The 23,733-nt window shown below is 64.1% G+C and carries 24 protein-coding genes; 12 read left to right on the plus strand and 12 right to left on the minus strand.

The features are described from left to right. The first annotated feature begins 25 nt into the window (after positions 1-25). Positions 26-895, plus strand: a complete 870-nt coding sequence (locus tag CSQ99_RS19600) for a universal stress protein (RefSeq protein WP_099040680.1) — start codon at positions 26-28, stop codon at positions 893-895. Between the two features lie 40 nt (positions 896-935). Further along, positions 936-1,586, plus strand: a complete 651-nt coding sequence (gene dosR, locus CSQ99_RS19605) for a hypoxia response regulator transcription factor DosR/DevR (protein ID WP_099040681.1) — start codon at positions 936-938, stop codon at positions 1,584-1,586. Between the two features lie 19 nt (positions 1,587-1,605). On the opposite strand, the gene CSQ99_RS19610 is transcribed toward dosR, so the two are convergent. From CSQ99_RS19610 to CSQ99_RS19635, 6 genes are all read right to left on the minus strand, one after another. Then, a complete protein-coding gene (locus CSQ99_RS19610) occupies positions 1,606-2,493 on the minus strand; it encodes a universal stress protein (RefSeq protein ID WP_099040682.1) in 888 nt (295 codons plus the stop codon). A gap of 110 nt (positions 2,494-2,603) precedes the next feature. Continuing rightward, on the minus strand, positions 2,604-3,185 hold the full coding sequence (locus tag CSQ99_RS19615; protein WP_099040683.1) for an Rv1733c family protein: 582 nt from the start codon (positions 3,183-3,185) through the stop codon (positions 2,604-2,606). A 202-nt stretch (positions 3,186-3,387) separates the two neighbouring features. After that, positions 3,388-4,425, minus strand: a complete 1,038-nt coding sequence (locus CSQ99_RS19620; protein WP_099040684.1) for an Acg family FMN-binding oxidoreductase — start codon at positions 4,423-4,425, stop codon at positions 3,388-3,390. 116 nt (positions 4,426-4,541) lie between these two features. Beyond that, positions 4,542-5,444, minus strand: a complete 903-nt coding sequence (locus tag CSQ99_RS19625; protein WP_099040685.1) for a universal stress protein — start codon at positions 5,442-5,444, stop codon at positions 4,542-4,544. Continuing rightward, the gene (locus CSQ99_RS19630) at positions 5,441-5,668 is read right to left on the minus strand and encodes a three-helix bundle dimerization domain-containing protein (protein WP_099040686.1); all 228 of its coding nucleotides are present in this window, start codon (positions 5,666-5,668) and stop codon (positions 5,441-5,443) included. Before CSQ99_RS19630 ends, CSQ99_RS19625 begins: the two co-directional genes overlap by 4 nt. Before the next feature lie 200 nt (positions 5,669-5,868). After that, positions 5,869-6,564 (minus strand): hypothetical protein, encoded by a 696-nt coding sequence (locus tag CSQ99_RS19635; protein WP_245908996.1) that lies wholly within the window; start codon positions 6,562-6,564, stop codon positions 5,869-5,871. A gap of 76 nt (positions 6,565-6,640) precedes the next feature. Here CSQ99_RS19635 and CSQ99_RS19640 point away from each other — a divergent pair, with 76 nt between their 5' ends. Together CSQ99_RS19640 and fdxA are read left to right on the plus strand one after the other, a co-directional pair. Continuing rightward, positions 6,641-7,009: a SpoIIAA family protein gene (locus tag CSQ99_RS19640; protein WP_099040739.1), complete on the plus strand. Its 369-nt coding sequence runs from the start codon at positions 6,641-6,643 to the stop codon at positions 7,007-7,009. Positions 7,010-7,107: 98 nt separating this feature from the next. Next, positions 7,108-7,461, plus strand: a complete 354-nt coding sequence (gene fdxA, locus CSQ99_RS19645) for a ferredoxin (protein ID WP_099040687.1) — start codon at positions 7,108-7,110, stop codon at positions 7,459-7,461. 374 nt (positions 7,462-7,835) lie between these two features. Here fdxA and CSQ99_RS19650 read toward each other — a convergent pair whose 3' ends face one another. The 3 genes from CSQ99_RS19650 to CSQ99_RS19660 form a co-directional block, all read right to left on the minus strand. Continuing rightward, positions 7,836-8,987 (minus strand): epoxide hydrolase family protein, encoded by a 1,152-nt coding sequence (locus CSQ99_RS19650; RefSeq protein ID WP_099040688.1) that lies wholly within the window; start codon positions 8,985-8,987, stop codon positions 7,836-7,838. A gap of 29 nt (positions 8,988-9,016) precedes the next feature. After that, positions 9,017-10,042, minus strand: a complete 1,026-nt coding sequence (locus CSQ99_RS19655) for an alcohol dehydrogenase catalytic domain-containing protein (protein WP_099040689.1) — start codon at positions 10,040-10,042, stop codon at positions 9,017-9,019. A gap of 127 nt (positions 10,043-10,169) precedes the next feature. Next, entirely contained in the window at positions 10,170-10,799 is a 630-nt protein-coding gene (locus tag CSQ99_RS19660) for a TetR/AcrR family transcriptional regulator (protein ID WP_099040690.1), read from the minus strand. Positions 10,800-10,896: 97 nt separating this feature from the next. Here CSQ99_RS19660 and CSQ99_RS19665 point away from each other — a divergent pair, with 97 nt between their 5' ends. The 5 genes from CSQ99_RS19665 (at position 10,897) to CSQ99_RS19685 (ending at position 16,166) form a co-directional block, all read left to right on the plus strand. Continuing rightward, complete coding sequence (locus tag CSQ99_RS19665; RefSeq protein WP_099040740.1) at positions 10,897-11,730, plus strand: mycofactocin-coupled SDR family oxidoreductase; 834 nt, start codon at positions 10,897-10,899, stop codon at positions 11,728-11,730. Next, the gene (locus tag CSQ99_RS19670; RefSeq protein ID WP_099040691.1) at positions 11,727-12,539 is read left to right on the plus strand and encodes a mycofactocin-coupled SDR family oxidoreductase; all 813 of its coding nucleotides are present in this window, start codon (positions 11,727-11,729) and stop codon (positions 12,537-12,539) included. Before CSQ99_RS19665 ends, CSQ99_RS19670 begins: the two co-directional genes overlap by 4 nt. A 19-nt stretch (positions 12,540-12,558) precedes the next feature. After that, a complete protein-coding gene (locus CSQ99_RS19675; RefSeq protein ID WP_099040692.1) occupies positions 12,559-13,365 on the plus strand; it encodes a carboxymuconolactone decarboxylase family protein in 807 nt (268 codons plus the stop codon). 5 nt (positions 13,366-13,370) lie between these two features. After that, a complete protein-coding gene (locus CSQ99_RS19680; RefSeq protein WP_099040741.1) occupies positions 13,371-14,819 on the plus strand; it encodes an aldehyde dehydrogenase family protein in 1,449 nt (482 codons plus the stop codon). Positions 14,820-14,885: 66 nt separating this feature from the next. Further along, a complete protein-coding gene (locus CSQ99_RS19685; protein WP_099040693.1) occupies positions 14,886-16,166 on the plus strand; it encodes a cytochrome P450 in 1,281 nt (426 codons plus the stop codon). A 24-nt stretch (positions 16,167-16,190) separates the two neighbouring features. Here the strand turns inward: CSQ99_RS19685 and CSQ99_RS19690 are convergent, their stop codons facing one another. Beyond that, complete coding sequence (locus tag CSQ99_RS19690) at positions 16,191-17,693, minus strand: serine hydrolase domain-containing protein (protein ID WP_099040694.1); 1,503 nt, start codon at positions 17,691-17,693, stop codon at positions 16,191-16,193. Between the two features lie 167 nt (positions 17,694-17,860). On the opposite strand from CSQ99_RS19690, the gene CSQ99_RS19695 reads away from it, so the two are divergent. Continuing rightward, complete coding sequence (locus CSQ99_RS19695; RefSeq protein ID WP_425437841.1) at positions 17,861-18,553, plus strand: DUF1906 domain-containing protein; 693 nt, start codon at positions 17,861-17,863, stop codon at positions 18,551-18,553. Between the two features lie 131 nt (positions 18,554-18,684). On the opposite strand, the gene CSQ99_RS19700 is transcribed toward CSQ99_RS19695, so the two are convergent. After that, complete coding sequence (locus tag CSQ99_RS19700; RefSeq protein WP_099040696.1) at positions 18,685-19,014, minus strand: hemophore-related protein; 330 nt, start codon at positions 19,012-19,014, stop codon at positions 18,685-18,687. A 105-nt stretch (positions 19,015-19,119) separates the two neighbouring features. Further along, positions 19,120-20,043 carry an alpha/beta hydrolase gene (locus CSQ99_RS19705; RefSeq protein WP_099040742.1) on the minus strand — a complete coding sequence of 308 codons (924 nt, stop codon included), beginning with the start codon at positions 20,041-20,043 and terminating at the stop codon, positions 19,120-19,122. A gap of 149 nt (positions 20,044-20,192) precedes the next feature. On the opposite strand from CSQ99_RS19705, the gene CSQ99_RS19710 reads away from it, so the two are divergent. Next, positions 20,193-22,445 (plus strand): molybdopterin-dependent oxidoreductase, encoded by a 2,253-nt coding sequence (locus tag CSQ99_RS19710; protein ID WP_281258493.1) that lies wholly within the window; start codon positions 20,193-20,195, stop codon positions 22,443-22,445. A 21-nt stretch (positions 22,446-22,466) separates the two neighbouring features. Then, positions 22,467-23,717 carry a cytochrome P450 gene (locus tag CSQ99_RS19715; protein WP_425437839.1) on the plus strand — a complete coding sequence of 417 codons (1,251 nt, stop codon included), beginning with the start codon at positions 22,467-22,469 and terminating at the stop codon, positions 23,715-23,717. The last annotated feature ends 16 nt before the right edge of the window (positions 23,718-23,733 follow it).

Consider the following 23,733-nt stretch of genomic DNA (forward strand, 5'->3'; position numbering starts at 1 on the left):
CCGCCAAGCAGCACAAGGAGCCACCATGCGAGACCTACCTCATTCGCCGCCCTCAGTCGTAGTCGGTCTGGACGGTTCGCGCTCTGCACTCGATGCGGCGCTGTGGGCCGTCGACGAAGCCGTGAGTCGCGATATTCCCTTGCGCCTCGTCTACGCGGTCGATCCCGACAGTTCCTCCGGCACTGATCCGCACGATGCGGCGAGGGACCTTGCCGCGGCAGAGATAGCGGTTCGTCACGCGTGCACAGCCATCGAGTCGACCGACAAGCCCGTCAAGATCGAGATGGAGATCCTGCAGGCCCGGCCAGCCCGGGCGCTGATCGATACCTCCAGGTCGGCGGCAATGCTCTGCCTGGGAGACATGGGCCTCAGACACAGCGCACAAGGCCGGATCGGTTCCACGGCCGCGGAAGTCGCGGCCTCCGCCCATTGCCCGGTGGCCATTGTCCGCAGCTATGACCCGCGCCCAGGGCGAAATGACTGGGTGGTTGCCGAGATTGACGGGTCTCCCGTCGGCAACCACATCTTGCAGCGTGCCTCCGATGAAGCACGGCTCCGCAACGCGCCGCTGCGGGTGCTGACCAGTTGGCAGACTCGGTTCACCGACGTCTACAACAATCGCTCCGTGGCCGAGGGCAACAGGTGCGCCAAGGCGCAGCTCGACCGTCAACTGGCGCAGTGGAAGAAGCGCTACCCAGAGCTCGATGTCGAGTCCGTCGTAGTGCACGGCAATACGCTGGACTATCTGACGCAATATGGCGACTGGATCCAGTTGCTGGTGGTGGGTCATGAGCGCGTTCGCGGCATCAAGGATCTGGTCGGGCCACCCGGCTACGCGTCATTGCAGGAAGCAGGCTGTTCGGTCTTGATCTGCCAACCACACACCGTATTGTGATTTCGGCGTCTCGACCGCCGTTGCCGACAGGGGGCTTCAGATGGTGAAAGTCTTTCTCGTCGATGACCACGAAGTCGTCCGGCGCGGGCTGATCGACCTGTTGAGCGCCGATCCGGATCTCGAGGTCATCGGCGAAGCCGGATCTGTGGCGCAGGCGCTGGCCCGGATACCGGCGCTGCTGCCCGATGTCGCAGTCCTCGACGTGCGGCTTCCTGACGGCAATGGCATCGAATTGTGTCGCGATCTGCTGTCTCGGCTGCCGGATCTGCGCTGTCTGATGCTCACCTCGTTCACGTCTGACGAAGCGATGCTGGACGCGATATTGGCCGGCGCGAGCGGGTATGTCGTCAAGGACATCAAGGGTATGGAGCTCGCCCACGCGATCAAGGAGGTCGGGGCCGGCCGCTCATTGCTAGACAATCGAGCGGCGGCCGCACTGATGGCCAAACTCCGCGGGGCCGCGGAGAAATCGGATCCCTTGGCCGGCCTAAGCGACCAGGAACGGGTGTTGCTCGATTTGCTCGGCGAGGGTTTGACCAACAAGCAGATCGCCGCCCGGATGTTCCTGGCGGAGAAGACGGTCAAAAATTACGTGTCACGGCTGTTGGCCAAGCTGGGCATGGAACGCCGCACCCAGGCGGCGGTGTTCGTGTCCAAACTCGATCAATCCCACCGCCACTCCGAGGAATAGGCCACCGCCGACAGCGATCTCAGGTCGGACGGACCACCAGGACCGGCGTGCGCGCCGACTCCGCAACGGCCAGACTGACAGAACCCAGCAGCATGCCCGCGAATCCGCCCCGGCCGTGGCTGCCGACGACGGTCAGTTGCGCCGCCTCGGACCTTTCGAGCAACTGGTGCACGGGACGGTTGAGGGCCACGATGGACTGCACGCGCACGTCGGGATAACGCTCCTGCCAGCCGGCCAGGCGCTCAGCCAGGGTTTCGTCCGCGCGCCGCTGCAGAGAAGGCAACTCGGTTTCGGGTAGCTCGAATAGCCCGAAATCGCTCCACACGTGCAACGCGATGAGATCGACGCCACGGCGCGACGCTTCCTCGAATGCGATGGCGGTAGCCGATTCGGATACCGGCGAACCGTCGATGCCCACCAGGACAGGCGCCCTGGCGGGATCCGTCATCATTGGGTCCTCGTGAATGACCGCGACTGGGGCGTGAGCGTGCTGAATGAGACCCCTGCTGACTGACCCGAGCAGTCTCCGGTTGATCGGTCCGGTACCGCGGCATCCAACGACGATCATTTCCGCGTCCTTGGACAGATCTATCAGCGTGGGCAATACACCCCCCGTGATCAACGCAGTCTCGATATCAATCTGACGCGAACCCGCAGTCGCCGCCTGCGCGGCCCCGCGCGCAGCACTGAGAATCTCTTGGCCGTCTCTCTCGATACGAGCAAGCACCTCGTCGGGCATGGGGATCTCGGGCCACATTCGGACTGCGGGTGACTGTATGACGTGGATGATCGACAGCGGAAGCTTGCGCATCGCGGCTTCTCGCGCCGCCCAGTCGATGGCCACCTTTGACTGAGGCGATCCGTCAGCAGCTACGAGGATACCGTGATGTGTTGGGGAGGTTGACATTTGCGGACTCCTTCTGCCATGGCTGCTATATGCGCGACGCTACATTCATCGATGGGTCCGGTCGGGAGGCGATGGCCACCACACTGGTAGGCCAAAGGTCCTCTGATTGGTCAGGATTGGTAGTGGAGCGATTGGAGCTCGCGATCCCATTGGATATATGTTCGGTGTGCGAGGAACTCCCCAATGAGATAAGCGCCGCCGACGGCGGTCGCCATAACGGCGAACCACACAGAGAAGGCGACACCCACGGCATCGCTGACCGCCGCACTCGGTGGCGAAGGGGGGTCAGCCGGCTCGCCGGTGGCGTCGTCGACCCAGATGTCGGCTTGATCGCCAATCGTTGCCTTATCGGCCCATTCGACGACGTCGATGTGGTCGGAACCCGCATCAGTCCAGGAGGCCCGCACAAAAAACGAGACATCCTCTGGTCCTGGACCCACATCGACGGTGCCGTTCTCAAGCGCCGTGGCGGTAACCGCGTGGCGGTGCTCAGCCTCTTCCGCGTACAGCCGGGTTTGTTTGTCGTACACGGATGTTCCGATGGCAGCGGCGACGGGCAACGCCAGGACAGCGACGAAGGCGGCGAGAATGAGCGCCCACGCCTGAATTCGGTCGCTGCCCCGCACGAGGGGATTGCGCCCCGCAATCCGGCTGAACCAGTACCTCCCCCACGTGATCGTGAACGGTTGCATGACGTCTCTCCTTGCGTTGTCCCAGGGTCTTTCATCGATCCTGGGCGCCGACGAACCGCGATTCCAGGGTCCAATGGCCTGTTGCGGTGGGCCAGACGTCGTCTTCGGCGCCGCCGATGCCCATTTGATCTCGCGAATTGTCGAGCCTCACAAGCACAGCCTGGTTCCGCAGGCGAGTTCTCGGTACTCGTCGCGCACTAGCTCACCCGTCGAAGTCGACCTGACCGAATGTCATTGACGGCACACTTGCTCCGTCGAGTCGTGAATCGTCTAACCTGACAACCACTTCTGCCAGGTCGCGACGCGGTGTGGCGGGCAACGGATCGCTGTTGACGGGCGCCCAGCCGATGCGTAGCAGCATCTGGGGATAGCCATCCTCACCAAGCACGTCCGCCCGGACCGCTTCTCGGGTCGCGGCGATCTCCAGCGGCTCGGTGATCGGGCAACTTGCCAGGCCCAGGGCAGTCGCCGTGAGGAGTACCACGCTGGTGGCTTCACCCGCGCGCAGCCTCGACAGGTCATCGTCCGCTACGGTTCCCAGCGCAATAACCACAGCGTTGTCCGCGGCCGCATCGACCGGAGGCTGCGCGAGTACTGGTCCGGCGAACCATCGCGCCGGAATCGAACCTGCCGAGTCCGGCACGGGTGTGTTCCGGGCCGGGACTCCGGCCTCAGCCGCATATCGTCCGCTCCACGCTGCCAATTCTGCCGAGTATGCAAAGTCGGTCGCGTGGAGGGAAGCGGCCTCACCCACGATCTGCGTCAGGTGCGCGATGTCGTCGATCCGGCGCATTGTCACCCCTGCGCGCGCAGCCCGAGCGCCCATCAACGCGAGATCGCCCTTAGCGACCGGCCAGTGACTGTAGTACCGGCGATCGGTGCGGCGGCGCGGGATCGCCGCCGCAAGCGCGATGTCCACATCGGCCGGCGTCTGGCGACGAAGTTCTATCGAAGCCAGGTGATCCACATCGGCGGGATTGGGAAACCGGTGAATCTTGGCTGCCCACCCCAGTGCGGCGAAGGCGGTTACGCAATGATTAAGCGCGACACCACAGCTCAGAAGCAGGTCTCTGGCATCGGGGTCTGTGTTCGGCAGTTGCCGATCACGGTCTGCGTAGAGATGCACACTGCGTTCGCCGATCGCCCAACGCCACGGCTGGGAGTTGTGCACCGACGGCGCCCGAACGGCCAGCAGCAACGCTGACGTGATGGTCTCGGCATCTGGAAAATGCGCGCTCATTTGTCCCCACCTCGATCGGAGAAGTCTGTTGTTCTTTCCAGCGTGCCGCTTCTCGGCCAGAATCGAGAGGGTCTAAAGACCCAGACACATATGACTTGCGGAGTCGAACCGGAGCCCTAGGACTGCCGTGCCACGATGACCGGGATCCGCGCTGCCTGCGCCACGGCCGAGCTCACCGAACCCAAGAGAAGACCCGCAAATCCTCCGTGTCCATGGCTTCCTACAACCAGTAGTTGTGCACGTTCGGATTCCGTGAGCAGACAGTGGGCGGGATTGTCCTGAGCAATGACGCGCCGGACGGCGACATCCGGATAGCGCTCGCACCAGCCTGCAAGCCGTTGCGCCAGTTCCTCCTCGGCTTGCACGGCCCCACCCTCGAGGGGCACATCGAAGGAGAAATCTGCGTTGTTCATCCAGGTGTGGATCGCCACCAGTTCTACGCCGCGCCGCGATGCCTCGTCGAAGGCGATGGCCGTCGCTCGCTCGGAGGCTGGCGACCCGTCGATACCAACGAGCACAGGCGCCGCGACCGAGTAATCCGTGACCGGCTCCTCGTCGTGGATCACCGCCACGGGGCAGTGCGCATGGTGCAGCAGGCCCGAGCTGACCGAGCCCAGCAGAAGCCTCTTCACGCCGCCGAGCCCGCGGCGACCGACCACCACCATTTCCGCGTCTTTTGACATGTCCACGAGAGTCGGCACCGCAGATCCGGAGACGACGCGACGCTGAGTGGTCAATCCCGCTGCGCCGGATGTGGCCTCGGCGACGACCTGCATGGCGTCATCAATTACCTGGTCGGCACGTCGGTCGCGCTGGGACCAGTAGTCCGCCGATACGGGCATGTCGACCCACGGCCCGATAGACGTCGCCGGGAGAATGTGGACGACCGTCAACGGCACGTTGCGTAATGCCGCGTCCCGTGCGGCCCACTCTGTCGCCACGTCCGAGGCAGTCGAGCCGTCAACCCCGACGACGATGCCGTGATACTTCGACTCTGAAGACTCTGTTGTTGAACTCATTTCGCGCTTCTTTCCTTGTGGTCGAAGCTCAAGAGGCGTCGACTTCGATTGAGCGTCAGGGGAATCAAATGGGCGGTGACCGTCGCTCTCGCGGCCAGCTCGGCGTACACCTCTGCCACGACCGCCTCGACCTCGATTCGCGAGCGATCGGGGAATCGGCCGCACAGTGTCGACACGACGCTTTCAAGTTCATCGTGCACCAACGGTGCCGCGAAAGTGGTCATCGCCAGAGTCTGCGTCGAAGAAGTGCCAAGCATCTACGGACCAAAGTCCCCAAACCGGCGGCTAGCGTCACTTGGTGCCCGCGGAGCGCGCGGCGCCGCACCCCTTGCCTCCCGGATCCGACGAGCATCCCGGGCACCCCACGCGACGGGCACGCCACGACAAGCACAACCCGACGAGGTAGAGCCACCGGTCCCGCAATTCAGGCGGCGCTGGGAAAATCGATACTGATGTGGAGATTCGAATCCTGCCGATCTTTGCCGACGGGCTTCCACCCCACATATGTCAGATACAGACCGATGGCGGCAAATACGACGTATACCGCCTGCCATACGCCGACCGCTCCGATGACACGGTTGGCCACGGAGGCAAAGGTATCGGGGAAGGCAAGAAGAAAGACTCCGCGGGCAATGAGCAGCCATCCGAGGGCGGACACGATAATCGCGGCCGGGTCACGCCAGAGTTGGTGAAACGCCACGATCGAGATGCCACCCATGAGGATGAAGGCCCCTGTCACCCAGGGCCACAAATCGCTTGCGGTGAACTCGGACAATAGCCGTCGCATGTCGGGGGCGCGCAGCGCCACGACGATGGCGACGATAGTAAAGAATGGACCAAGCACTCGGGCGAACATCCGGGTGCGTTGTTGCACTTGCACACTCATCATTGCCTCGATCCGAAGGTGATTCATGAGATCTGCTGGTCTCGGTGCCAATACCACCACCACATGTATTTCCTGCCCCAGGGCCGAAGGTCCCGTGTGGTGTCGAATTCTTCCGCTGAAAAGCGGTGGGTGACGGAACAGACGGCTGTCATCTGGCCCCTGACCCGGGGGCACAAAGACCCCGTTCTTCATGACATCGAGCCAACTAGGCTCGAGCATGTCGCCGGTTGGCATCAGGATCGCCCAGCCCAGTGACGTACGGCAGGTATCCACACGAGCCGTCACGAGCCATGCGGCAAGGGAGAATTCGATGATCGAAGTACTGCATGACATGCCGCCCGGAGTGACCGGTATCCGCGTGTCGGGCCGATTGAGTGGCAACGACCTGCGTGAATTCGCGCCGGCCATGGAGGACCTGCTGAAAACGGATGAGATCCGGATCGTCGAAGTCATCGCTTCTGACTACCGGGGTTTCGGGCCCGACGGGCTGGTCGAGGACCTGAAGTTGGGCTTCAGCGCTCTCTTCCAACATCATTCGGCCTTCAAGCGAGTCGCGGTCGTGTCTGACAAGGAATGGGTCGCCCACACGCTGCACGCGCTCGCGTGGATGGTTCCTGGCGAGCTCGCCATATTCGGGCTCGACGAACTCGAGCGCGCGAAGGAGTGGGCCGCCGGCTGAGCCGGCTCGCGCGGAGCGGCTGGTGAGGGGCGAAGGTCACCCGTGAAAGTGCCTTTGTGCTCCGTTCTGCGCGGCGTTGATATTCCTACCGTTGCGCCATGACCTATGTAATCGGTTCGGCGTGTGTCGATGTGATGGACAAGTCGTGTGTGCTCGAGTGCCCCGCGGACTGCATCTACGAAGGTGCGCGCTCGCTCTACATAAATCCCGAAGAGTGTGTCGATTGTGGCGCGTGCAAATTGGTCTGCCGAATGGAGGCGATCGAATACGAGACCGATCTGCCCGACGGCGATTTGCAGCACCTCGTCGACAACGCGGCCTTCTTCCAGACCGTACTACCTGGCCGTGCCGCGCCGTTGGGTGCGCCAGGCGGCGCGCAAGGTGTTGGACGAATCGGCGTCGATACCCCCTTGGTTGCGATGATGCCGACTAAGGATCAGTCGGGGCATTGACGTCGGCCGAACGGCCGTATTGCGCTGCGGCGCAACCTCTCATATCAAAAATGTGGGGTTTGGAAGCACAATGCCACTGCCAACGAGGGCCCATCGGCCCTACAGGAACGGCATTGTCGGCGCGCATTCTGGGAGCAATCAATCGTTGAGGAGAGCACGATCATGGCAGATGGCATGGAATCGCAGAACGTCGTCGAACCACTGACGGAATACTGTCGCACTTGCGGTCACGCAAAAGAGAGTCACAACCTGGATTTTCGGGGTGCCCCGGAAGAGGCTCACCAACTCTACGGTCATGGCAAGTATGTGTGCCATCACATGACCGGAGCCAATTCCGCCGTTCACTGCATCTGCGTGGGGTGGAACAGCTGGGTCTAGAACACCCCCAGTTCCCGAAGCCTGTCGCCGTAGGCGTTGACATCGGCGGCGAAGAGGTGCGGCTGTTCGAACGCGGCGAAATGCCCGCCGCGGTCCTGCACGCTGTAATGCACGACGTTGTAGCGTCCCTCGGCCCATACCCGCGGCGTCTGCAGAAGTTCGTACGGATAGACCGCGTATCCCGTCGGGACATCGACCCGTCCGCTCCACTCGCTCAGCGCCGAGTTACCCGCCCGGGTTGCTTCGCAGTACAGCCGGGCCGCCGATGTCGCGGTACCGGTGAGCCAGTACATCATCAGGTTGTCGATGAGGCGGTCGGTACGAATCGGCATGCCGTCGCGGATGTCGCACCACGCGTGGAACTTCTCCAAGATCCAGCCGGCCAGGCCCAATGGTGAATCGTCGAGTCCAAAGCCCAGCGAGTGCGGCCGTGTCGACTGGATGTCCATATACGCCGTGCCGTCGGTGATCCGCTGGGCGGACGAGACCATCGCTGCCAGTTCGCTTTCCGTCACCCCTGTCATCGCGTCGGCGGCGTCACCATCGAAGGGGGCGAACAACATGTTGGTGTGGATGGCGGCCACCGATGGTGCGTGATGCTCCCCCAGATGCCGGACGACGAGAGCACCCCAGTCACCGCCCTGCGCGAGGTATCGGTCATAGCCGAGTTGGGCCATCACGTCGGCGACAGCGGCAGCGACCTTCGCGACATCGACGCCGCGCTGAATCGTCGGACCCGAGAATCCGTAGCCGGGCATGGAGACGACGACCACGTGGAAGCGTTCGCGCAGCAGTGGCAGCACATCGAGGAATTCAACGATGGATCCGGGCCATCCGTGGACCAGCACCAGCGGGATGGCATCGGCGGTGCCGGACCGCACATGCAGCAGATGCACCCGCTGCCCAGCCGCCGTGGCCAGGAACGATCCCCATCCGTTGAGCTCGGCTTCGGTTGCTCGCCAGTCGTATCCGTCGCGCCACCGATCGACGACCGATCGCAGGAATGCTTGTTCGGTTCCGTAATCCCATCCACTGTCCGGGAGTTCGGCCGGGAATCTCGCCGAGTCCAGTCGGCGGCGCAGGTCGTCGAGGTCGGCCTGGGTAACGGCGATCGGGAACGGCCGTATCGCATGTCCTTTGATGCTCATGGGATTCTCCTTTGTGCGACGTCGCCGGCTCAGACGGTCAGGGCCACCTTGACACAGTCGGCTGTGCGCGCCGCCACCGCGGCGTAGGCCGCTGGCGCGTCAGCGAGCGGCATGGTGTCGGTGAAGATGCCACTGACGTCGAGGCGACCCGACTGGAGCAACGGCACCAGTTCAGGCCACGTGCGCTGCACCGGCGCGGTCGTCATCCTCAGCGTGATGCTGCGAATCAGGCTGATCGTGGCGGGAAACGGGAACGGGTCGAGGTTGTGCACGCCGACCACCGAGACGGTGCCCCCCGCGCGGACCAGGTTGAGGGCTTCCGACATCGAGCCATCACTTCCTACGGCGTCGATGACCGAGGCCGCGCCCCGCCCGCCCGTCGCGTCCAGGACTGCCTGCAGCGCAGGCGGTTCCAGCGGAGTCGCTCCGAGCCGTTCGGCCCGGAGCCGTCGGCCCTCGACCGGGTCTACGACAAAGACGGTGCCCGCGCCGAGCATGAGCGCACTCTGTACCGCGCACAGGCCGACCGCACCGAGACCGAGGACCACGATCGTTCCCCCGGGAGGGAAGTCGGCGCGTTGTGCGGCCGCCCAACCGGTGGCGAGGTTGTCCGTCAGAAGCAACGCCTCCTCGGTATCGATGTCCTGGGGCAGGCGCAACAGCTGAAAGTCCGCTGCGGGCACCGCCAGCAGCTCCGATTGCGCCCCGCCGAGGGCACCGGCGCCGAAGATCCGTGGACCGCCGATGCATGTCACCGGATCACGAGTTTCGCACCCCGCGCAGGAGCCGCAGCCGGCGACCGACGAGACGAGCACCTCGTCACCCACTGCGAACGTCCGCACGTCAGGGCCGATCTCGACGATCGTGCCGATCGCCTCGTGCCCGAGTGCCACCGGATCGCCGAGAGGATAATCGCCCTCGTAGAAGTGCAGATCCGAGCCGCAGATCGCCGCGGCATTCACCTGAATCACCGCGCCGTCAGCGCCGGGCAGAATCGGATCGGGCAGCGTCTCCACACGTACCTGCCCAGGCGTATCGATCACGACACTCTTCATCGATGGTCAACCTTTCTGCAGCCTGGCCAGCGCCAGTTTCGCATCGTTGATGGTGTCCATGCGCGCACAGCAGGACTGTACGGAGACGGTGCCATCTGGAATCAAAGGCAAGTCGGCGAATCGCCGGTTAGGGCGATAAATCACCGGCGGCGCGCATGGTGTCCTGGGAGGCCGTCAACCAGAAGACCGCGCGGTCGAGCGAGGGCAGGATCTCAGTTACGGAGATCGCCCCGTCGGCGAACTGCCCGAGCAAGCCGTAAATGATGCCAGACATGATCCCTTCCATGTCGCGTGCAAATGCGGGGTCGGCCTGGGCAAGAATCTTCCGGGCGACGGGTACCACCACATCGAACCCGTGCTCGGTCAGTCCCTGTCCACCAGGACCAGCCTGTGCCCGGAAGTAGGCCTTGAGCATGCGCGGATGTTGCTCCCAGGGCTGAAAAATGGTGCGGAACAACGCCATAAGGTCGTCATACATCGAGCCTGACAGCTGTTCGGCGGCACTGGCCGCGACCCCGGCGTACCGGTTCTCGTCCATCCACCAGCGCAACGCACCGACGATCAATGCTTCGCGTGTCGGATACCGCCGATAGATGGTGGTCATCGAAACCCGTGCCCGCCGGGCAACCTCGCGCAGCTGGACCGCCTCATAGCCCTCGGTTTCGAGCAGGTCAACCACCGCGGCGATGACGGCATCGGCATCGTCGGCACCCGCAGTGGGGTGTTCGCCGACGCTGCGCGATCCTTGCCGAGCCATGAGTAACGATGTTACTGTACGCGCCGAGTAACGCGGTTACTCACCGCTGACGAGGTAGTTCCTGGTCCGCGGCAGTTCCGAAGTGGAAGCGGGCATCGTGGGTCAACTGGACGGCAGAGTCGCATTCATCACCGGCGTAGCCCGAGGTCAGGGGCGTAGCCATGCCCTCAGGCTGGCTGGTGAGGGCGCCAACATCATCGGAGTGGACATCTGCGCAGACATCCCGTCGAACAACTACCCGATGGCCACGCGTGCGGACCTCGACGAAACGGTCTCGCTGGTCGAGGAAGTTGGCGGGAAGATGCTCGCCACGGTCGCCGACGTCCGTGACTACCACGGGCTCAAGGCCGCGGTGGACGCCGGAGTCGATCAGTTCGGCCGGTTGGACATCGTGCTGGCCAACGCGGGCATCGCAAGTGTCGCCTTCCGCGAACTCACGATCGAAGAAGAGCTCGATCAATGGGCCGGTGTGCTCGATGTCAACTTGGTCGGCGCGTTTCACACCGCTCGAGCCGCTGTCCCCCACCTCATCGACGGGAACCGAGGCGGAGTGATCATCTTCACGAGCTCGACTGCGGGCTTGAAGGGGTTCGGCGGCATCCAGGGCGGAGGCGCGGCATACGCAGCTTCCAAACACGGGATCGTTGGCCTGATGCGCTCATTCGCCAATGCGCTTGCCCCGCTGAATATTCGGGTCAACACCATTCATCCCACCGCGGTGAACACGATGATGGCAATGAATGACGATATGCAGGACTTCCTGAAGAACTTTCCCGACGGCGGCGGTCCACACCTGCAGAACCCGATGCCGGTCGGCATGCTCGAGCCAGAAGACATCAGCGCCGCGATCGCCTACCTGGTTTCCGATGACGCCAAATACGTCACCGGGGTGACCTTCCCGGTCGACGCCGGCTTCTGCAACAAGCTGTGAGCACTTCAGAAGGGCGAATCGCCGGCAAGCGCGTACTCATCACTGGTGCGGCGCGTGGAATGGGCCGCAGCCACGCGGTGCGCCTTGCCGAAGAAGGTGCCGACCTCATCCTGGTGGACATCTGTTCATCGGTGTCAGAAATCGAGTACCCGCTCGCATCCAAGGACGACCTCGAGGAGACGGCGCGGCAGGTCACCGAGTTCGGTCGGCGAGCCGTCACGCACATCGTCGATGTCCGCGATGCCACGTCACTGACTGCCGCAGTCGAGAACGGCGTCGCCGAACTGGGCGGTCTCGATGCGGCGGTTGCCAATGCCGGCGTCCTGACCGTCGGCACCTGGGATACCACCACGCCTGAGCAGTGGCGCACTGTCGTGGACGTTAACCTCATCGGAACTTGGAACACCTGCGCTGCGGCGCTGCCGCACCTGGTCGAGCGCGGCGGCAGTCTGATCCTGATCAGCTCGGCGGCCGGGCTGAAAGGGACGCCGCTGCACCTCCCGTACACGGCAACCAAACACGGCGTCGTCGGTTTGAGCCGAGCGCTCGCCAATGAACTTGCCGCACAGAATGTTCGGGTCAATACCGTGCATCCGACCGGTGTCGAGACGGGGATGCGTCCGGAATCGCTGCACGGACTGCTCGCGGAGTCGCGGCCCGACTTGGTGCCGGTCTTCCTCAACGCCCTACCCATCATGATGGCCGACGCGATCGACATCAGCAATGCGGTGCTGTTTCTGATTTCAGACGAATCCAGGTACGTGACCGGACTCGAGTTCAAGGTCGACGCCGGCGTGACACTGCGCTGAGACCCTAGTAGGGAGCAATATGACCACAATCGATGATCGGCTCGAGCGCGGCAGGCGGGCCTTTGCTGAGGTGATGACCTTCCCGGCGCCCGACAACCTAATGCCGGCGACTGCGAGCTTTCTCGAATTCGTCTTCGCCGAAGTGTGGCAACGTCCGGTGTTGAGCCGCCGTGACCGTTGGTTCGTCACGCTGCCATGCGTCGCGGCAGCCGACGCCGAAGTGCCGCTACGAGAGCATGTGTATGCGGCGCTCAACAGCGGCGACGTGTCAATCACTGAAATGCAGGAGATGGTATTGCATTTCGCCGTGTACGCCGGTTGGCCGAAGGCGTCGCGGTTCAACATGACCGTCGACGAACAATGGGACCGCATCCATCGCGAGCGCGGTCGGCCGGTACCGCCGCCCGAGACGCTGCTGCCACTGACGACACCGAGCGACCCGGAAGAGCGGCTCTCGGGGGGCGAGCAGTCGTTCATGGACGTCAACTGCATGCCGTTCGTACCGATTCGCGACAATCCATATTCGGGGGCAGGCATCTTGAACTTCGTCTTCGGCGAGATGTGGCTGCGCCCCGGCCTCGCCATGAAGCAAAGGCGGCTGGTGACCGTAGCGTGTGTGGCTTTCCAGGACGCGCCGATACCCATTCTGAGTCACGTCTACGCGGCGCTGAAGAGTCGTGATGTGTCGTTCGACGAAATGGACGAGCTTGCAATGCAGTTCGCGGCATATTACGGCTGGGCCAAAGCGTCCCATCTCACTGGGGTGATCGCCGAGCAGAAGCGGCGGGTCGTCGACGAATGGGCGACGGAAGCCGATGTTCCGTGACCGCGATGACTACACATGAGCCGGTCGGTCTGGTCGTCGGTGGAGATCGAATCACCGCGTCCTCTGTACCCCACCATGAACACATCTTCCCAGGCACGGGAGGGCCGAATGCGATCGTTGCGATGGCCGGATCAGCTGAGATCGACCGCGCAGTCGCCTGCGCGTGGGAAGCACACCGCGAGTGGGCGGGGTTCACCGTCGATCGCCGTCGCGACCTGTTGATCGATCTGGCAGATGTCATTCACGAGAACCTGGACGAACTCGCGGCACTCAATGTGCATGACTACGCGGTTCCCATTTCGTTTGCGGGCACTGCCATTCTGCTGGAACGGTTTCTGCGTCATTTCGCGGGGTACGCGGACAAACCGTTCGGGTTGAGCACACCTGTAGCCGGTTCATTTGATGTGAACCTTGTCGAGCGCGAGCCGTACGGCGTCGTCGGAGTCATCGCACCGTGGAACGGCGCTTTGGCGGTGGCCGGCGCGTGCGTGGCACCTGCGCTGGCGGCGGGTAATGCCGTGGTGTTCAAGCCATCCGAGTTGGCGCCTCTTGCCTCGTTGCGCTTCGGAGAACTATGCCTCGAAGCGGGCCTCCCCCCGGGATTGGTCAACGTGGTGCCCGCGGGCCCCGAGGGTGGGGAAGCCCTCGTCCGCCATCCCGGCATCCGCAAAATCCATTTCACCGGCGGCGGTCACACCGCTCGTGCGGTGGTGCAGGCAGCCGCCGTGAATCTCACGCCCGTCGTTGCCGAACTCGGCGGCAAGTCGGCCGGCATCGTGTTCGACGATGCCGACCTGGACGCCGCTGCCATGCTGTCTGCGCATCAGGGACCGCTGATGCAGTCGGGCCAGAGTTGCGCCTGCGCAAGCCGTCTGCTGGTGCATGGATCGGTGTACGACGCATTCCTGGAGCGGTTTTCAGCCGTCATCGACGCGGCAATGGTCGGCGATCCCTTCGACACCGCAGTCACGTTCGGCCCTGTCATCAGTGAAGGGGCGCTCGATCGCATCCACGGGGTGATCGAGAACGCCGTTCACGAGCGCGCCGGTGTACTCCTCACAGGCGGAAAGCGCATAGGCGGTGAGTACTCACGGGGCTACTACATCGAGCCCACCGTATTCGGCGACGTCGACAACACTTCGAACCTGGCTCAAATCGAGACATTCGGGCCGGTCGTCTCTGTGATCAGGTTTGACGACGATGCCGATGCACTACGTCTGGCCAACGAAACTCCCTATGGTTTGAACGCCTTCGTGCATACACGCGACCTGAACCGGGCCCATCGCGTCGCGCGAGCCCTGGAGGCGGGGTCGGTATGGATCAACACGTTCAGCGATATCTCGCCGCAGGGCCCCTACGGCGGGTACAAGCAGAGCGGCTTCGGTCGCACCGGCGGCATCGACGGACTGCATGAATTTCTGCAGACCAAGAATATTCGCATCGGAATGGGCTGAGGGCAGCATCGCCGCCACTGCACGCCACCTCAACACGTCGAACCGACTGAAAGGTTCCCGACAGCCGTGAATGAACTCGCCGAAATCGACTACTTCTCCGACGAAGCCGTCGCCCAAAACCCCTACGAATACTACGAATATCTGCGCGGCAACGGTCCGGTGTTCCGAGAGCCTCACCACGACGTCGTCGCCGTCACCGGCTACGCAGAGGTCATGGCGGCCTTCAAGGACACCGAGTCCTTTTCGGCGGTCAATGCGATCGGCGGCCCGTTTCCGCCGCTGCCCTTCAAACCCGAAGGCGACGACATCTCCGCTCAGATCGAAGCCAACCGGCATCGGTTCCCGATTTTCGAACACATGGTCGTCATGGATCCACCCGACCACCAGCGGGCTCGGTCGTTGTTGAGCAGACTACTCACGCCACGACGGCTCAAGGAGAACGAGGAGTACATGTGGACGCTCGTCGACCGCCAGATCGACGAGTTCATCGACAACGGTAAGTGTGAATTCCTGGCGGAGTACGCCAAGCCGTTCGCCACCCTCGCTATCACCGACCTACTGGGTGTGCCAGTGGAAGACCGCGACGAGATTCGTCATGCGCTGGGTGCCGGCAGGGCGCCCGGTGACACGGTGGGCGCGCTCAACGGTGCCCCGGTCGGCCGTAACCCGTTGAAGTACCTTGACGACAAGTTCGCCGGTTACATCGCCGAGCGGCGCCGCGACCCACGCGATGACGTTCTCAGCGGCATGGCCACCGCCACATACCCTGATGGATCGACCCCCGAACTTCTGGAGGTGGTGCGGCCCGCCACCTTCTTGTTCGCAGCCGGCCAAGAGACCGTCACCAAACTGCTCAGCGCCGCAGTGCAGACATTGGGCGAACACCCTGAGTTCCAGCATCAGCTTCATGACAATCGGAAACTGATCCCCGCGTTCATCGAGGAATCGCTGCGGATGCAAAGCCCCACAAAGGTCGACTTCCGCCTCGCTCGCAAGACCACATCGCTTGGAAGCGTGCATATTCCGGCCGGCACCGTGTTGATGCTGTGCCTGGGCGCCGCTAACCGAGACCCGGACAAGTTCGAGAACCCTCATCAATTTCGACTCGACCGCAAGAACGTACGCGAACACATCGCCTTCGGACGCGGAATCCATACCTGCGCCGGTGCGCCGCTGGCACGAGTCGAGGGACTGGTGACGGTCCACCGTCTGCTCGACCGCATGCGTGACTTGACGGTCAGCGAAGCTGCACACGGGCCCGCCGACGATCGGCGATACTCGTACGAACCGACCTTTCTGCTACGCGGACTCAGAGAACTGCATATCGAATTCTCGCCGGTCCAATGAGGCGGTTTCTACAGGTGCCGCCGATTACAGATGCAGCGCCCGAGCGGCCAGCGTCGCGAGTTCGCCTTGCAGATTCGTGATCGGTGCGCTGCCGCGCAGATGGATCACGTTGGTGAGAAGTACGACGTAGGTGTCCGAGGCGGGATCGATCCACAGCGACGTTCCGGTGAACCCGACATGGCCGAAGCTACCGATCGGAAAGACCATTCCCCGCGGCTTGGAGTGCGGGGTATCGATATCCCAGCCGAACCCGCGCAGGTTCTGCCCAGCGATCGCCGGATAGTGCGGAGCAAGCAGCGGATGTTCGGTGTTCGGTGATGCGGCAAGGGCTTCTTGGGTCGCGGCGTTCGCGTCTACGACCTGTTGGGGCGTATGGCCTGGCTGCTGCGGAGTCGTCATCAACTGCAAGGTCTCCTGTTTCAGCGGAAACTTGCTCGGGCGCCCTGCCAGTCGATCCAGCAGAGCTTGCGCATAGATGCCGACGTCGTGCGCAGTCGAGAACACCCCGGCGTTGCCTGCCACTCCCCCCATGCGGCGCGCCGTGGGGTCGTGCACGGTACCTCGCAGCAGAAAGTCCAGATCGGGGTTCGCACCGGGTTCAGCTCGACCCTCTTCGTCACGTGCCGTCGGTGCGATTCGCGACAGCAGACTGGCGTCCCATTCACCGGCAGCACAAGGTGTGGGCGGCCCGGCAGTGAGCGCAACCGCTGATCCTCTGATTTGTTGTGGCCCACAGGCTTTGGACATTGACAGATAGCGGGTATCGCCCATGCCGAGCGGTGCGAAGACCTTCTCCTGGACATAGACGTCTTCCGGCTGGCCGGTGATCCTCTCGACCATCAGGCCGAGCAGAATGAAGTTGATGTCGGAGTAGCGGAATCCCGCCCCGGGAGACGCCTCCAGCGGCTTGGTGAGCGCACGAGAGAGACCCTCCGCCTTGTCTCCCCCATCGAGTCCCCACCGACCTCCGAGGTCGATTTCTCCCACCAGACCCGAAGTGTGGGTGAGCATCATGCGAATCGTCACTTCGGCCCGCCGCGGATCATTGGCCGGGTTGAAGTCGGGCAGATACTTCTGCACCGGATCGTCGAACTGAACCTTGCCTTGTTCGTAGAGCTGCATGACGGCGGTCGCCGTGGCGAGGGGCTTCGTCAACGACGCCAGGTCGAAGATCGTGTCCTCGGTCATCGGCTCCTCGGGTGCCGGCGCCCCATCCGGTCCGGGCTCGCCTGCAAGCTTGCGCAATCCGAAGGCTTGATCGAAGACGGTCATGCCATCGTGCCCGACCACGACCACTGCCCCCGGCAGTTTCCGCGCCGCGATTGCACCGGTGATGAGTCGGGAGACGGCAGCGAATTCCTTGTCACGGGTCGGATTTCGCGACGTCGACGTTGTGGCGGACGGGCTGGTCTGGGTGGCCTGCGTGCTACTGGTTACCTCTGGCTCACGTGCTTCGGCACATGAGGACGCCGCAACGAGTGCAAGCAGGACAGCTGCAGCGGGAATGGCTTTTCCCAGAACTGACATGGTCCCTCAGCATAGAGCGAAGGTTGTGGTCGACATCTTGTTACCATCGCGGCGTGGTCGACCCGTGTACGCCACCCGGTCGCGACGGAGCGCCGTCTCGTCGCGACGTACTGAAATATGCCATCTCCGCCCCAGCTCTTCTGGCTCTCGGCGCGGCCGTCTCGACAATGCACGGGCCGAAGGCATCGGCCGCTGCCGCGAAGTTGATCGATTTCACGCACCGCCAGGTTGCGCCGGATTTGATCAAAGCGGCGGGCTTCGACGGGGCACTTGTCTACGTATCCGAGTTGCGGCCGGGCGCGGACTTCGACTTCAAGCCCGTCACCCGCGGGTATGCGGACGCGCTGCGCGCCGAAGGCCTCGAGGTTGTCAGCTGCTATCAGTACGGAAAGCCCAATTGGCCGAATGCGCCATCGGATTACACCCGCGGCTACGACGGTGGCGTGGCGGACGCGCGGACGGCGATGCGGCTGCACACCGCGGCCGGCGGACCCGATACGGCGCCGATCTTCTTCAGCGTCGACGAGGACATCGACCTCGACACCTGGAACAGCGTTGCGGTCCAGTGGTATCGGGGCATCAACTCGATACTGGGCGTGAATCGCACCGGCATGTACGGACACGCAAATGCGTGTGCGTGGGCGATCCAGGACGGCGTCATCGGACCCTCGACCACTCCCGGCCACGCGTGGGCATGGCAGACCAGAGCGTGGTCGTACGGCGAGCGCGAGCCCGCGGCGGTGCTGTATCAGGACGTCATCGTCACACCGACCGACAAGGGCGTCATCCTGGGCGGGACCAGCGTCGATGTGGACTTGGTCCTCGCTCCCGATTTCGGGCAGTGGAGCCTTCCGAGATAGAAGTCATCCCGGCCCGCTCCAAGAAACCTCCAAGGCCTACCCGCCAGTCTGCTGTCAGCAAGTGCGGGGGCCCCACCCGACGAGGTCCCCGCACCTGCCGTATTCAGGCAAGCTCGGCCGCGTACCCGCGATCAGTAGTTGTTACAGCTATTGGCGATCGACGCCATGGGCCCAAAGTACTTCTGACCCCAAGATGTGGACTGATATTCCGCAACGAGCTGCGCGCGTTCCCCTGGCGGGGAGGACAAGAAATTGCCTAGCATGGCGGCGGCGATCGGGTTCGCGTTGAACTTCTGCGCCAGCGCCGGATTCTCGGTATTCAGTGCGGCCATGACCTGCGGATAACTGCAGGTGGTGTCGACGATCGGGTCGGCGGAGGCCATCGGAGTTCCTGCGGTCAACGAAAGCGCGAGACCGCCGACAGCGGCGACGACCAACTTTTTCAAGGATGAATTGAGCATGTTCGGGGACCTTCCAACTTATGCAGTGGCCCCCGACTGGCCCTGACTTCAACAGTGACCCCATGGTAGCGCGCGTTTGCCATGTCGTCACTGAGATCGCATTGCTCAATCCTGAGCCCGAATGAGCCCGCGGATGTCCGCCCACAGCAGTTCTCGCGCCGACGCTGCAGCTTCAAACGGCATGATCGTCATGAAACCATGGAACATCTCTGGGAAATCCCGATGCGCCACAGGTACTTTCGCGTCGCGTAGCCGCGTCGCGTACTCGGCACCTTCGTCGTGCAGGACATCGAGTCCCGCCGTCACAACCACGGCCCGCGGAAGGCCGTCATGCGACTCGGCTCGGCCCGGCGCCACCAGATCTGTCGGTTCGGCGCCGTCGAGGTACTGCTCCCAGTACCACTTCATCGCGGTACGGGTATTCACGTAGCCGGTGGCATACGCCAGGTAGCTCGCCGTCTCGAACGTCGGCTCGATTACGGGGTAGATCAGCACCTGGCCGACAGGCATCGGCGCGCCGCGCTCACGACACATCAACGAGACCACCGCCGCCAGGTTGCCGCCCGCGCTGTCACCGGCGACGATCAGCCTCGCGGCATCCACGTCGAGGTCGGCGGCGTGTTCGGCAACCCATCGAAACGCGGCGTAGGCGTCCTCCGCGGCGGCGGGCGCGCGGTGTTCCGGTGCGAGCCGGTAGTCGACGGATACGACAACGGACTCGGTGTGGCGGGACATCGCCCGACAGAAGCTGTCATGCGAGTCGAGGTCGCACAGCACGAAGCCGCCGCCGTGGAAGAACACCACCGCGGGGCGAGGGTCGCCGTCGCCGTGCGGGCGGTAGATCCGCACCCTGAGATCACCGCCCGGACCGGGAATGAAGCGGTCATCGGCGCTTGCGACGTCGTCGAGGTTGCCGACGGGCAGACGACGGCCGACCAGGATGGCCCGCACCTCCTGGGCCGTCATCGTCTCGACCGCGGGGAAGGCCTCGTCGCTGGCGCGCATGAAAGCCTGCACGCCGTCGTCCATGAGCCGACGGTAGTACAGCGGCGATCCCGGCACGGCTGAATCTGGACACTTGTCCGGCTCCGAAGGTGGCGAAAACGGGCCGATGTGGCAACGGCCCTCATCTCGCAGATTCCGCGGACACACGTCGCGAGACCCCCTAGACTGGACAAGTGTCCAGGCACGTTGCGGTGACCTGCCCGCTATGCGAGGCGATGTGCGGACTGCAGGTGCGCATCGACGGCGACGAGGTCGCCGATATCCGCGGCAACCCCGACGACGTGTGGTCGCGCGGCCATATCTGCCCGAAGGGCACCTCGCTGGCCCATCTGCACACCGACCCCGATCGACTGCGCCAGCCGATGGTCCGGACACCGAACGGTCATGTCCCGGTGTCCTGGGACGACGCCTACGCCGAAGTCGAACGCGTGCTGCGACCGGTGCTCGAGCGCCACGGCGCCGAAGCCGTCACCGTCTACGTGGGTAACCCGGTCGCCCACAACCTGGGGCTCAGCACCCACATCGGCGCACTCATCGGCATGGCGCAGGCCGCGGGAATGCCCTCGTACTACTCGCCCGGCACCGTCGACCAGTGGCCGCTGAACCTCGTCAGTGCACTGTTGTTCGGCCACATGTGGAACGCGCCGATTCCCGACGTCGATCGGACCGACCACCTGATGATCTTCGGCGCGAATCCTGCTGCGTCGCAGGGCTCGATGCTGTCGGCGCCCGATCTGATGGGTCGCCTCGCCGCGATTCGCCGGCGGGGCGGCACGGTGACCGTCGTCGATCCGCGCCGAACACTCACCGCGCAACGCTCGTCGCAATGGGTGCCGATCCGGCCCGGCACCGACGCGCTGCTGCTGTTCGCGATCCTGCGCACGCTCGAGGAGAACAACTGGGTGCGCCGACCCGCCCATCTCGAAGGCCGCGTCACCGGACTCGACGACGTGATCGCGATGGCCGCCGACTTCCCGCCGGAAACCGTCGCCGGCGCGTGCGGTATCGACGCGACGGTCATCCGACAGCTCGCGCACGATCTCGCGCACGCCGAAGCCCCGGTGCTGTACAGCCGCATCGGCGCATGCACTCAGGAGTTCGGCACCTTGGCGACCTGGCTGGTGTTCGTGATCAACATTGCGCTCGGCTCGCTGGACCGCGCAGGCGGTTCCGTGTTCCCGAAGCCGGCCGTGTGGTCGCCGATGTTCATGAAGCCGCCGGACCAGGACGGGCCGGGCTGGCAGTTCGGCCGCTTCCACAGCCGGGTGCGCGGTGCGCCGGAGGTGTTCAGCCAGTTTCCGGTGAGCTGTCTCGCCGAGGAGATCGACACCCCCGGCGATGGTCGGCTGCACGGGCTGATCACCGTCGCGGGCAATCCGGTGGTGTCGGCGCCGGGAGCGCGCCGACTCGATGCGGCCCTGGCGACGCTCGACGCGATGATCTCGGTGGACAACTACCTCAACGAGACGACCCGTCACGCCCACGTCATCCTGCCCGGGCTCTCGCCGTTGCAACGGCCGCACGCCGACGACCTGTACTGGATCTACGCGGTCTCGTCATGCCTGAAATGGTCCGAGCCGGTGTTCGCGCCCTCGCCGGAACAACCGCCGGAGTGGCAGATCCTGCTGCGGCTCGCCGGCGCGATGGTCGGGGTGCCGATGCCCGAGGTGGACGTCGCCGCCATGGACGACCTCTACGTGGCCGGCTTGGTCGCCACCGCATGCGCGACACCGGGAACACCGTTGAGTGGGCGGGATCCGCAGGAGGCGACGGCGGCACTGATCGGGTCCGGCCCGGAGCGACTCGTGGACATGGGGATTCGGCTCGGCCCGTGGGGCGACGACCTCGGCAGGCGGCCCGACGGTTTGACGTTGGCCGAAGTGCGTGAACATCCCAACGGCCTGCACCTGGGCGACCTGGACGGCGGCCGGCTGGACGACGAGGTGTGCACACCCTCCGGCACCGTCGAATTGGTGCACCAACGACTCGTCGACGACGTGCCCCGCCTGCGCGCCCGACTGCTGCGAGCCGACGACGAGCTGCTGCTCACCAGCCGTCGACACCTGCGCTCCAACAACTCCTGGATGCACAACGTGCCCGCGCTGATGCGGGGCAAGGACCGCTGCACGCTGCTGATCCACCCCGACGACGCACAGCGAGCCGGCCTGCAGACCGGTGACCTCGCTGAGTTGTCCACTGACGCGGGCTCGGTGGCGGTGCCTGCCGAGGTGTCCGACGAGATGATGCCCGGCGTGGTGTCGCTGCCGCACGGATGGGGCCACGGCGTCGACCGCACCAAGCTGCAGGTCGCCAACGGCCAGCCGGGTGTCAACTCGAATCTGCTGAACCCCGCCCATCTGATCGACGTGCCCAGCAATACTCAGGTCGTCAACGGCGTGCCGTGCCACGTCCGGAATCGAACCTGAGCCGGAATCGAACCTGAGCCGGTGCCGACCCTGAGGAGGTCCCCGATGGCCGCACCCAACCTGCCACCCGGCTTCGATTTCACCGATCCCGACATCTACGCCGAGCGCCTGCCGACAGAGGAGCTCGCCGAGGTCCGTCGCGCGGCTCCGATCTGGTGGAACGAGCAGGGCCCCGACGCGGGCGGGTACCGCGACGGTGGCTTCTGGGTGGTCAGCAAGCACCGCGACGTCCGCGAGGTGTCGCTACGCAGCGACGTGTTCTCGGCAGCCGCGAAAACCGTCGTCCCGCATTTCAAGCCCTCGGTCGACGTCGAAGGACAGATCAAGGCGTCCAAGTTGTCGATGCTCATGATGGACGACCCCGAGCACGCCCGGCTGCGCAAGATCGTCTCCCGCGGATTCACGCCCCGCGCCGTCGAGCGGCTGCGCGCCGAGCTCAACGAGCGGGCGCAGCAGATAGCCGCCGAAGCGGCCACGCACGACTCCGGCGACTTCGTCCTCGACGTCTCGCGTGAACTCCCGTTGCAGGCGATCGCCGGACTCCTCGGTGTTCCGCTGGAGGACCGCGAGAAGTTGTTCGACTGGTCCAACCAGATGGTCGGCGGTGACGACCCCGAGTTCGAGGAACACAACTCGCTGGGCGCGGTCGTCGAATTGATCGGCTACGCCATGGAATTGGCGAAGCTTCGGGAGAAGGAGCCGGGCGAGGACATCGTCAGCACGCTGATCGACTCCGAAGCCGACGGTCAGCTCACCGAGGCCGAGTTCGGGATGTTCGTCGTGACGCTCGCGGTGGCGGGTAACGAGACCAGCCGCAACTCGATCACCCAGGGCATGATGGCGTTCACCGATTTCCCCGACCAGTGGGAACTGTTCAAGCGTGAGCGTCCGAAGACCGCAGCCGACGAAATCATCCGCTGGGCCTCACCCATCACCGCGTTTCAACGGACAGCGCTGGCCGACACCGAACTATCGGGTGTGCCGATCAAGAAGGGCCAGCGGCTGGTGTTGTTCTACCGATCGGCAAACTTCGACGAAGACGTGTTCGACGATCCGTACACGTTCAACATCCTGCGAGATCCCAATCCGCACTTGGGCTTCGGCGGTACGGGCGCCCACTACTGTGTCGGCGCGAACCTCGCACGGATGACGATCGACCTGATGTTCAACGCGATCGCCGACCACATCCCCGACCTGAAACCAATGTCGGCGCCCGAGCGGCTGCGGTCGAGCTTCATCAATGGCATCAAGCACTGGCAGGTGGAGTACTGAGCGTGTGATTTCGGTG

Source organism: Mycobacterium neglectum (assembly GCF_002591975.1).
GTDB classification, from domain to species: Bacteria; Actinomycetota; Actinomycetes; order Mycobacteriales; family Mycobacteriaceae; genus Mycobacterium; species Mycobacterium neglectum.

Excerpts from the sequence above, each read along its gene's own strand:
- CSQ99_RS19660 (WP_099040690.1), bottom strand. The coding sequence starts at position 10,799 with ATGGCTCGGCAAGGATCGCGCAGCGTCGGCGAACACCCCACTGCGGGT.
- CSQ99_RS19695 (WP_425437841.1), top strand. The coding sequence starts at position 17,861 with ATGCACGGGCCGAAGGCATCGGCCGCTGCCGCGAAGTTGATCGATTTC.
- CSQ99_RS19635 (WP_245908996.1), bottom strand. The coding sequence starts at position 6,564 with ATGCCAACCGGCGACATGCTCGAGCCTAGTTGGCTCGATGTCATGAAG.
- CSQ99_RS19650 (WP_099040688.1), bottom strand. The coding sequence starts at position 8,987 with ATGAGCATCAAAGGACATGCGATACGGCCGTTCCCGATCGCCGTTACC.
- CSQ99_RS19680 (WP_099040741.1), top strand. The coding sequence starts at position 13,371 with ATGACTACACATGAGCCGGTCGGTCTGGTCGTCGGTGGAGATCGAATC.
- CSQ99_RS19675 (WP_099040692.1), top strand. The coding sequence starts at position 12,559 with ATGACCACAATCGATGATCGGCTCGAGCGCGGCAGGCGGGCCTTTGCT.
- CSQ99_RS19620 (WP_099040684.1), bottom strand. The coding sequence starts at position 4,425 with ATGAGCGCGCATTTTCCAGATGCCGAGACCATCACGTCAGCGTTGCTG.
- CSQ99_RS19655 (WP_099040689.1), bottom strand. The coding sequence starts at position 10,042 with ATGAAGAGTGTCGTGATCGATACGCCTGGGCAGGTACGTGTGGAGACG.
- fdxA (WP_099040687.1), top strand. The coding sequence starts at position 7,108 with ATGACCTATGTAATCGGTTCGGCGTGTGTCGATGTGATGGACAAGTCG.
- CSQ99_RS19640 (WP_099040739.1), top strand. The coding sequence starts at position 6,641 with ATGATCGAAGTACTGCATGACATGCCGCCCGGAGTGACCGGTATCCGC.
- CSQ99_RS19625 (WP_099040685.1), bottom strand. The coding sequence starts at position 5,444 with ATGAGTTCAACAACAGAGTCTTCAGAGTCGAAGTATCACGGCATCGTC.
- CSQ99_RS19700 (WP_099040696.1), bottom strand. The coding sequence starts at position 19,014 with ATGCTCAATTCATCCTTGAAAAAGTTGGTCGTCGCCGCTGTCGGCGGT.
- CSQ99_RS19615 (WP_099040683.1), bottom strand. The coding sequence starts at position 3,185 with ATGCAACCGTTCACGATCACGTGGGGGAGGTACTGGTTCAGCCGGATT.
- CSQ99_RS19705 (WP_099040742.1), bottom strand. The coding sequence starts at position 20,043 with ATGGACGACGGCGTGCAGGCTTTCATGCGCGCCAGCGACGAGGCCTTC.
- CSQ99_RS19690 (WP_099040694.1), bottom strand. The coding sequence starts at position 17,693 with ATGTCAGTTCTGGGAAAAGCCATTCCCGCTGCAGCTGTCCTGCTTGCA.
- dosR (WP_099040681.1), top strand. The coding sequence starts at position 936 with ATGGTGAAAGTCTTTCTCGTCGATGACCACGAAGTCGTCCGGCGCGGG.
- CSQ99_RS19630 (WP_099040686.1), bottom strand. The coding sequence starts at position 5,668 with ATGACCACTTTCGCGGCACCGTTGGTGCACGATGAACTTGAAAGCGTC.
- CSQ99_RS19610 (WP_099040682.1), bottom strand. The coding sequence starts at position 2,493 with ATGTCAACCTCCCCAACACATCACGGTATCCTCGTAGCTGCTGACGGA.
- CSQ99_RS19600 (WP_099040680.1), top strand. The coding sequence starts at position 26 with ATGCGAGACCTACCTCATTCGCCGCCCTCAGTCGTAGTCGGTCTGGAC.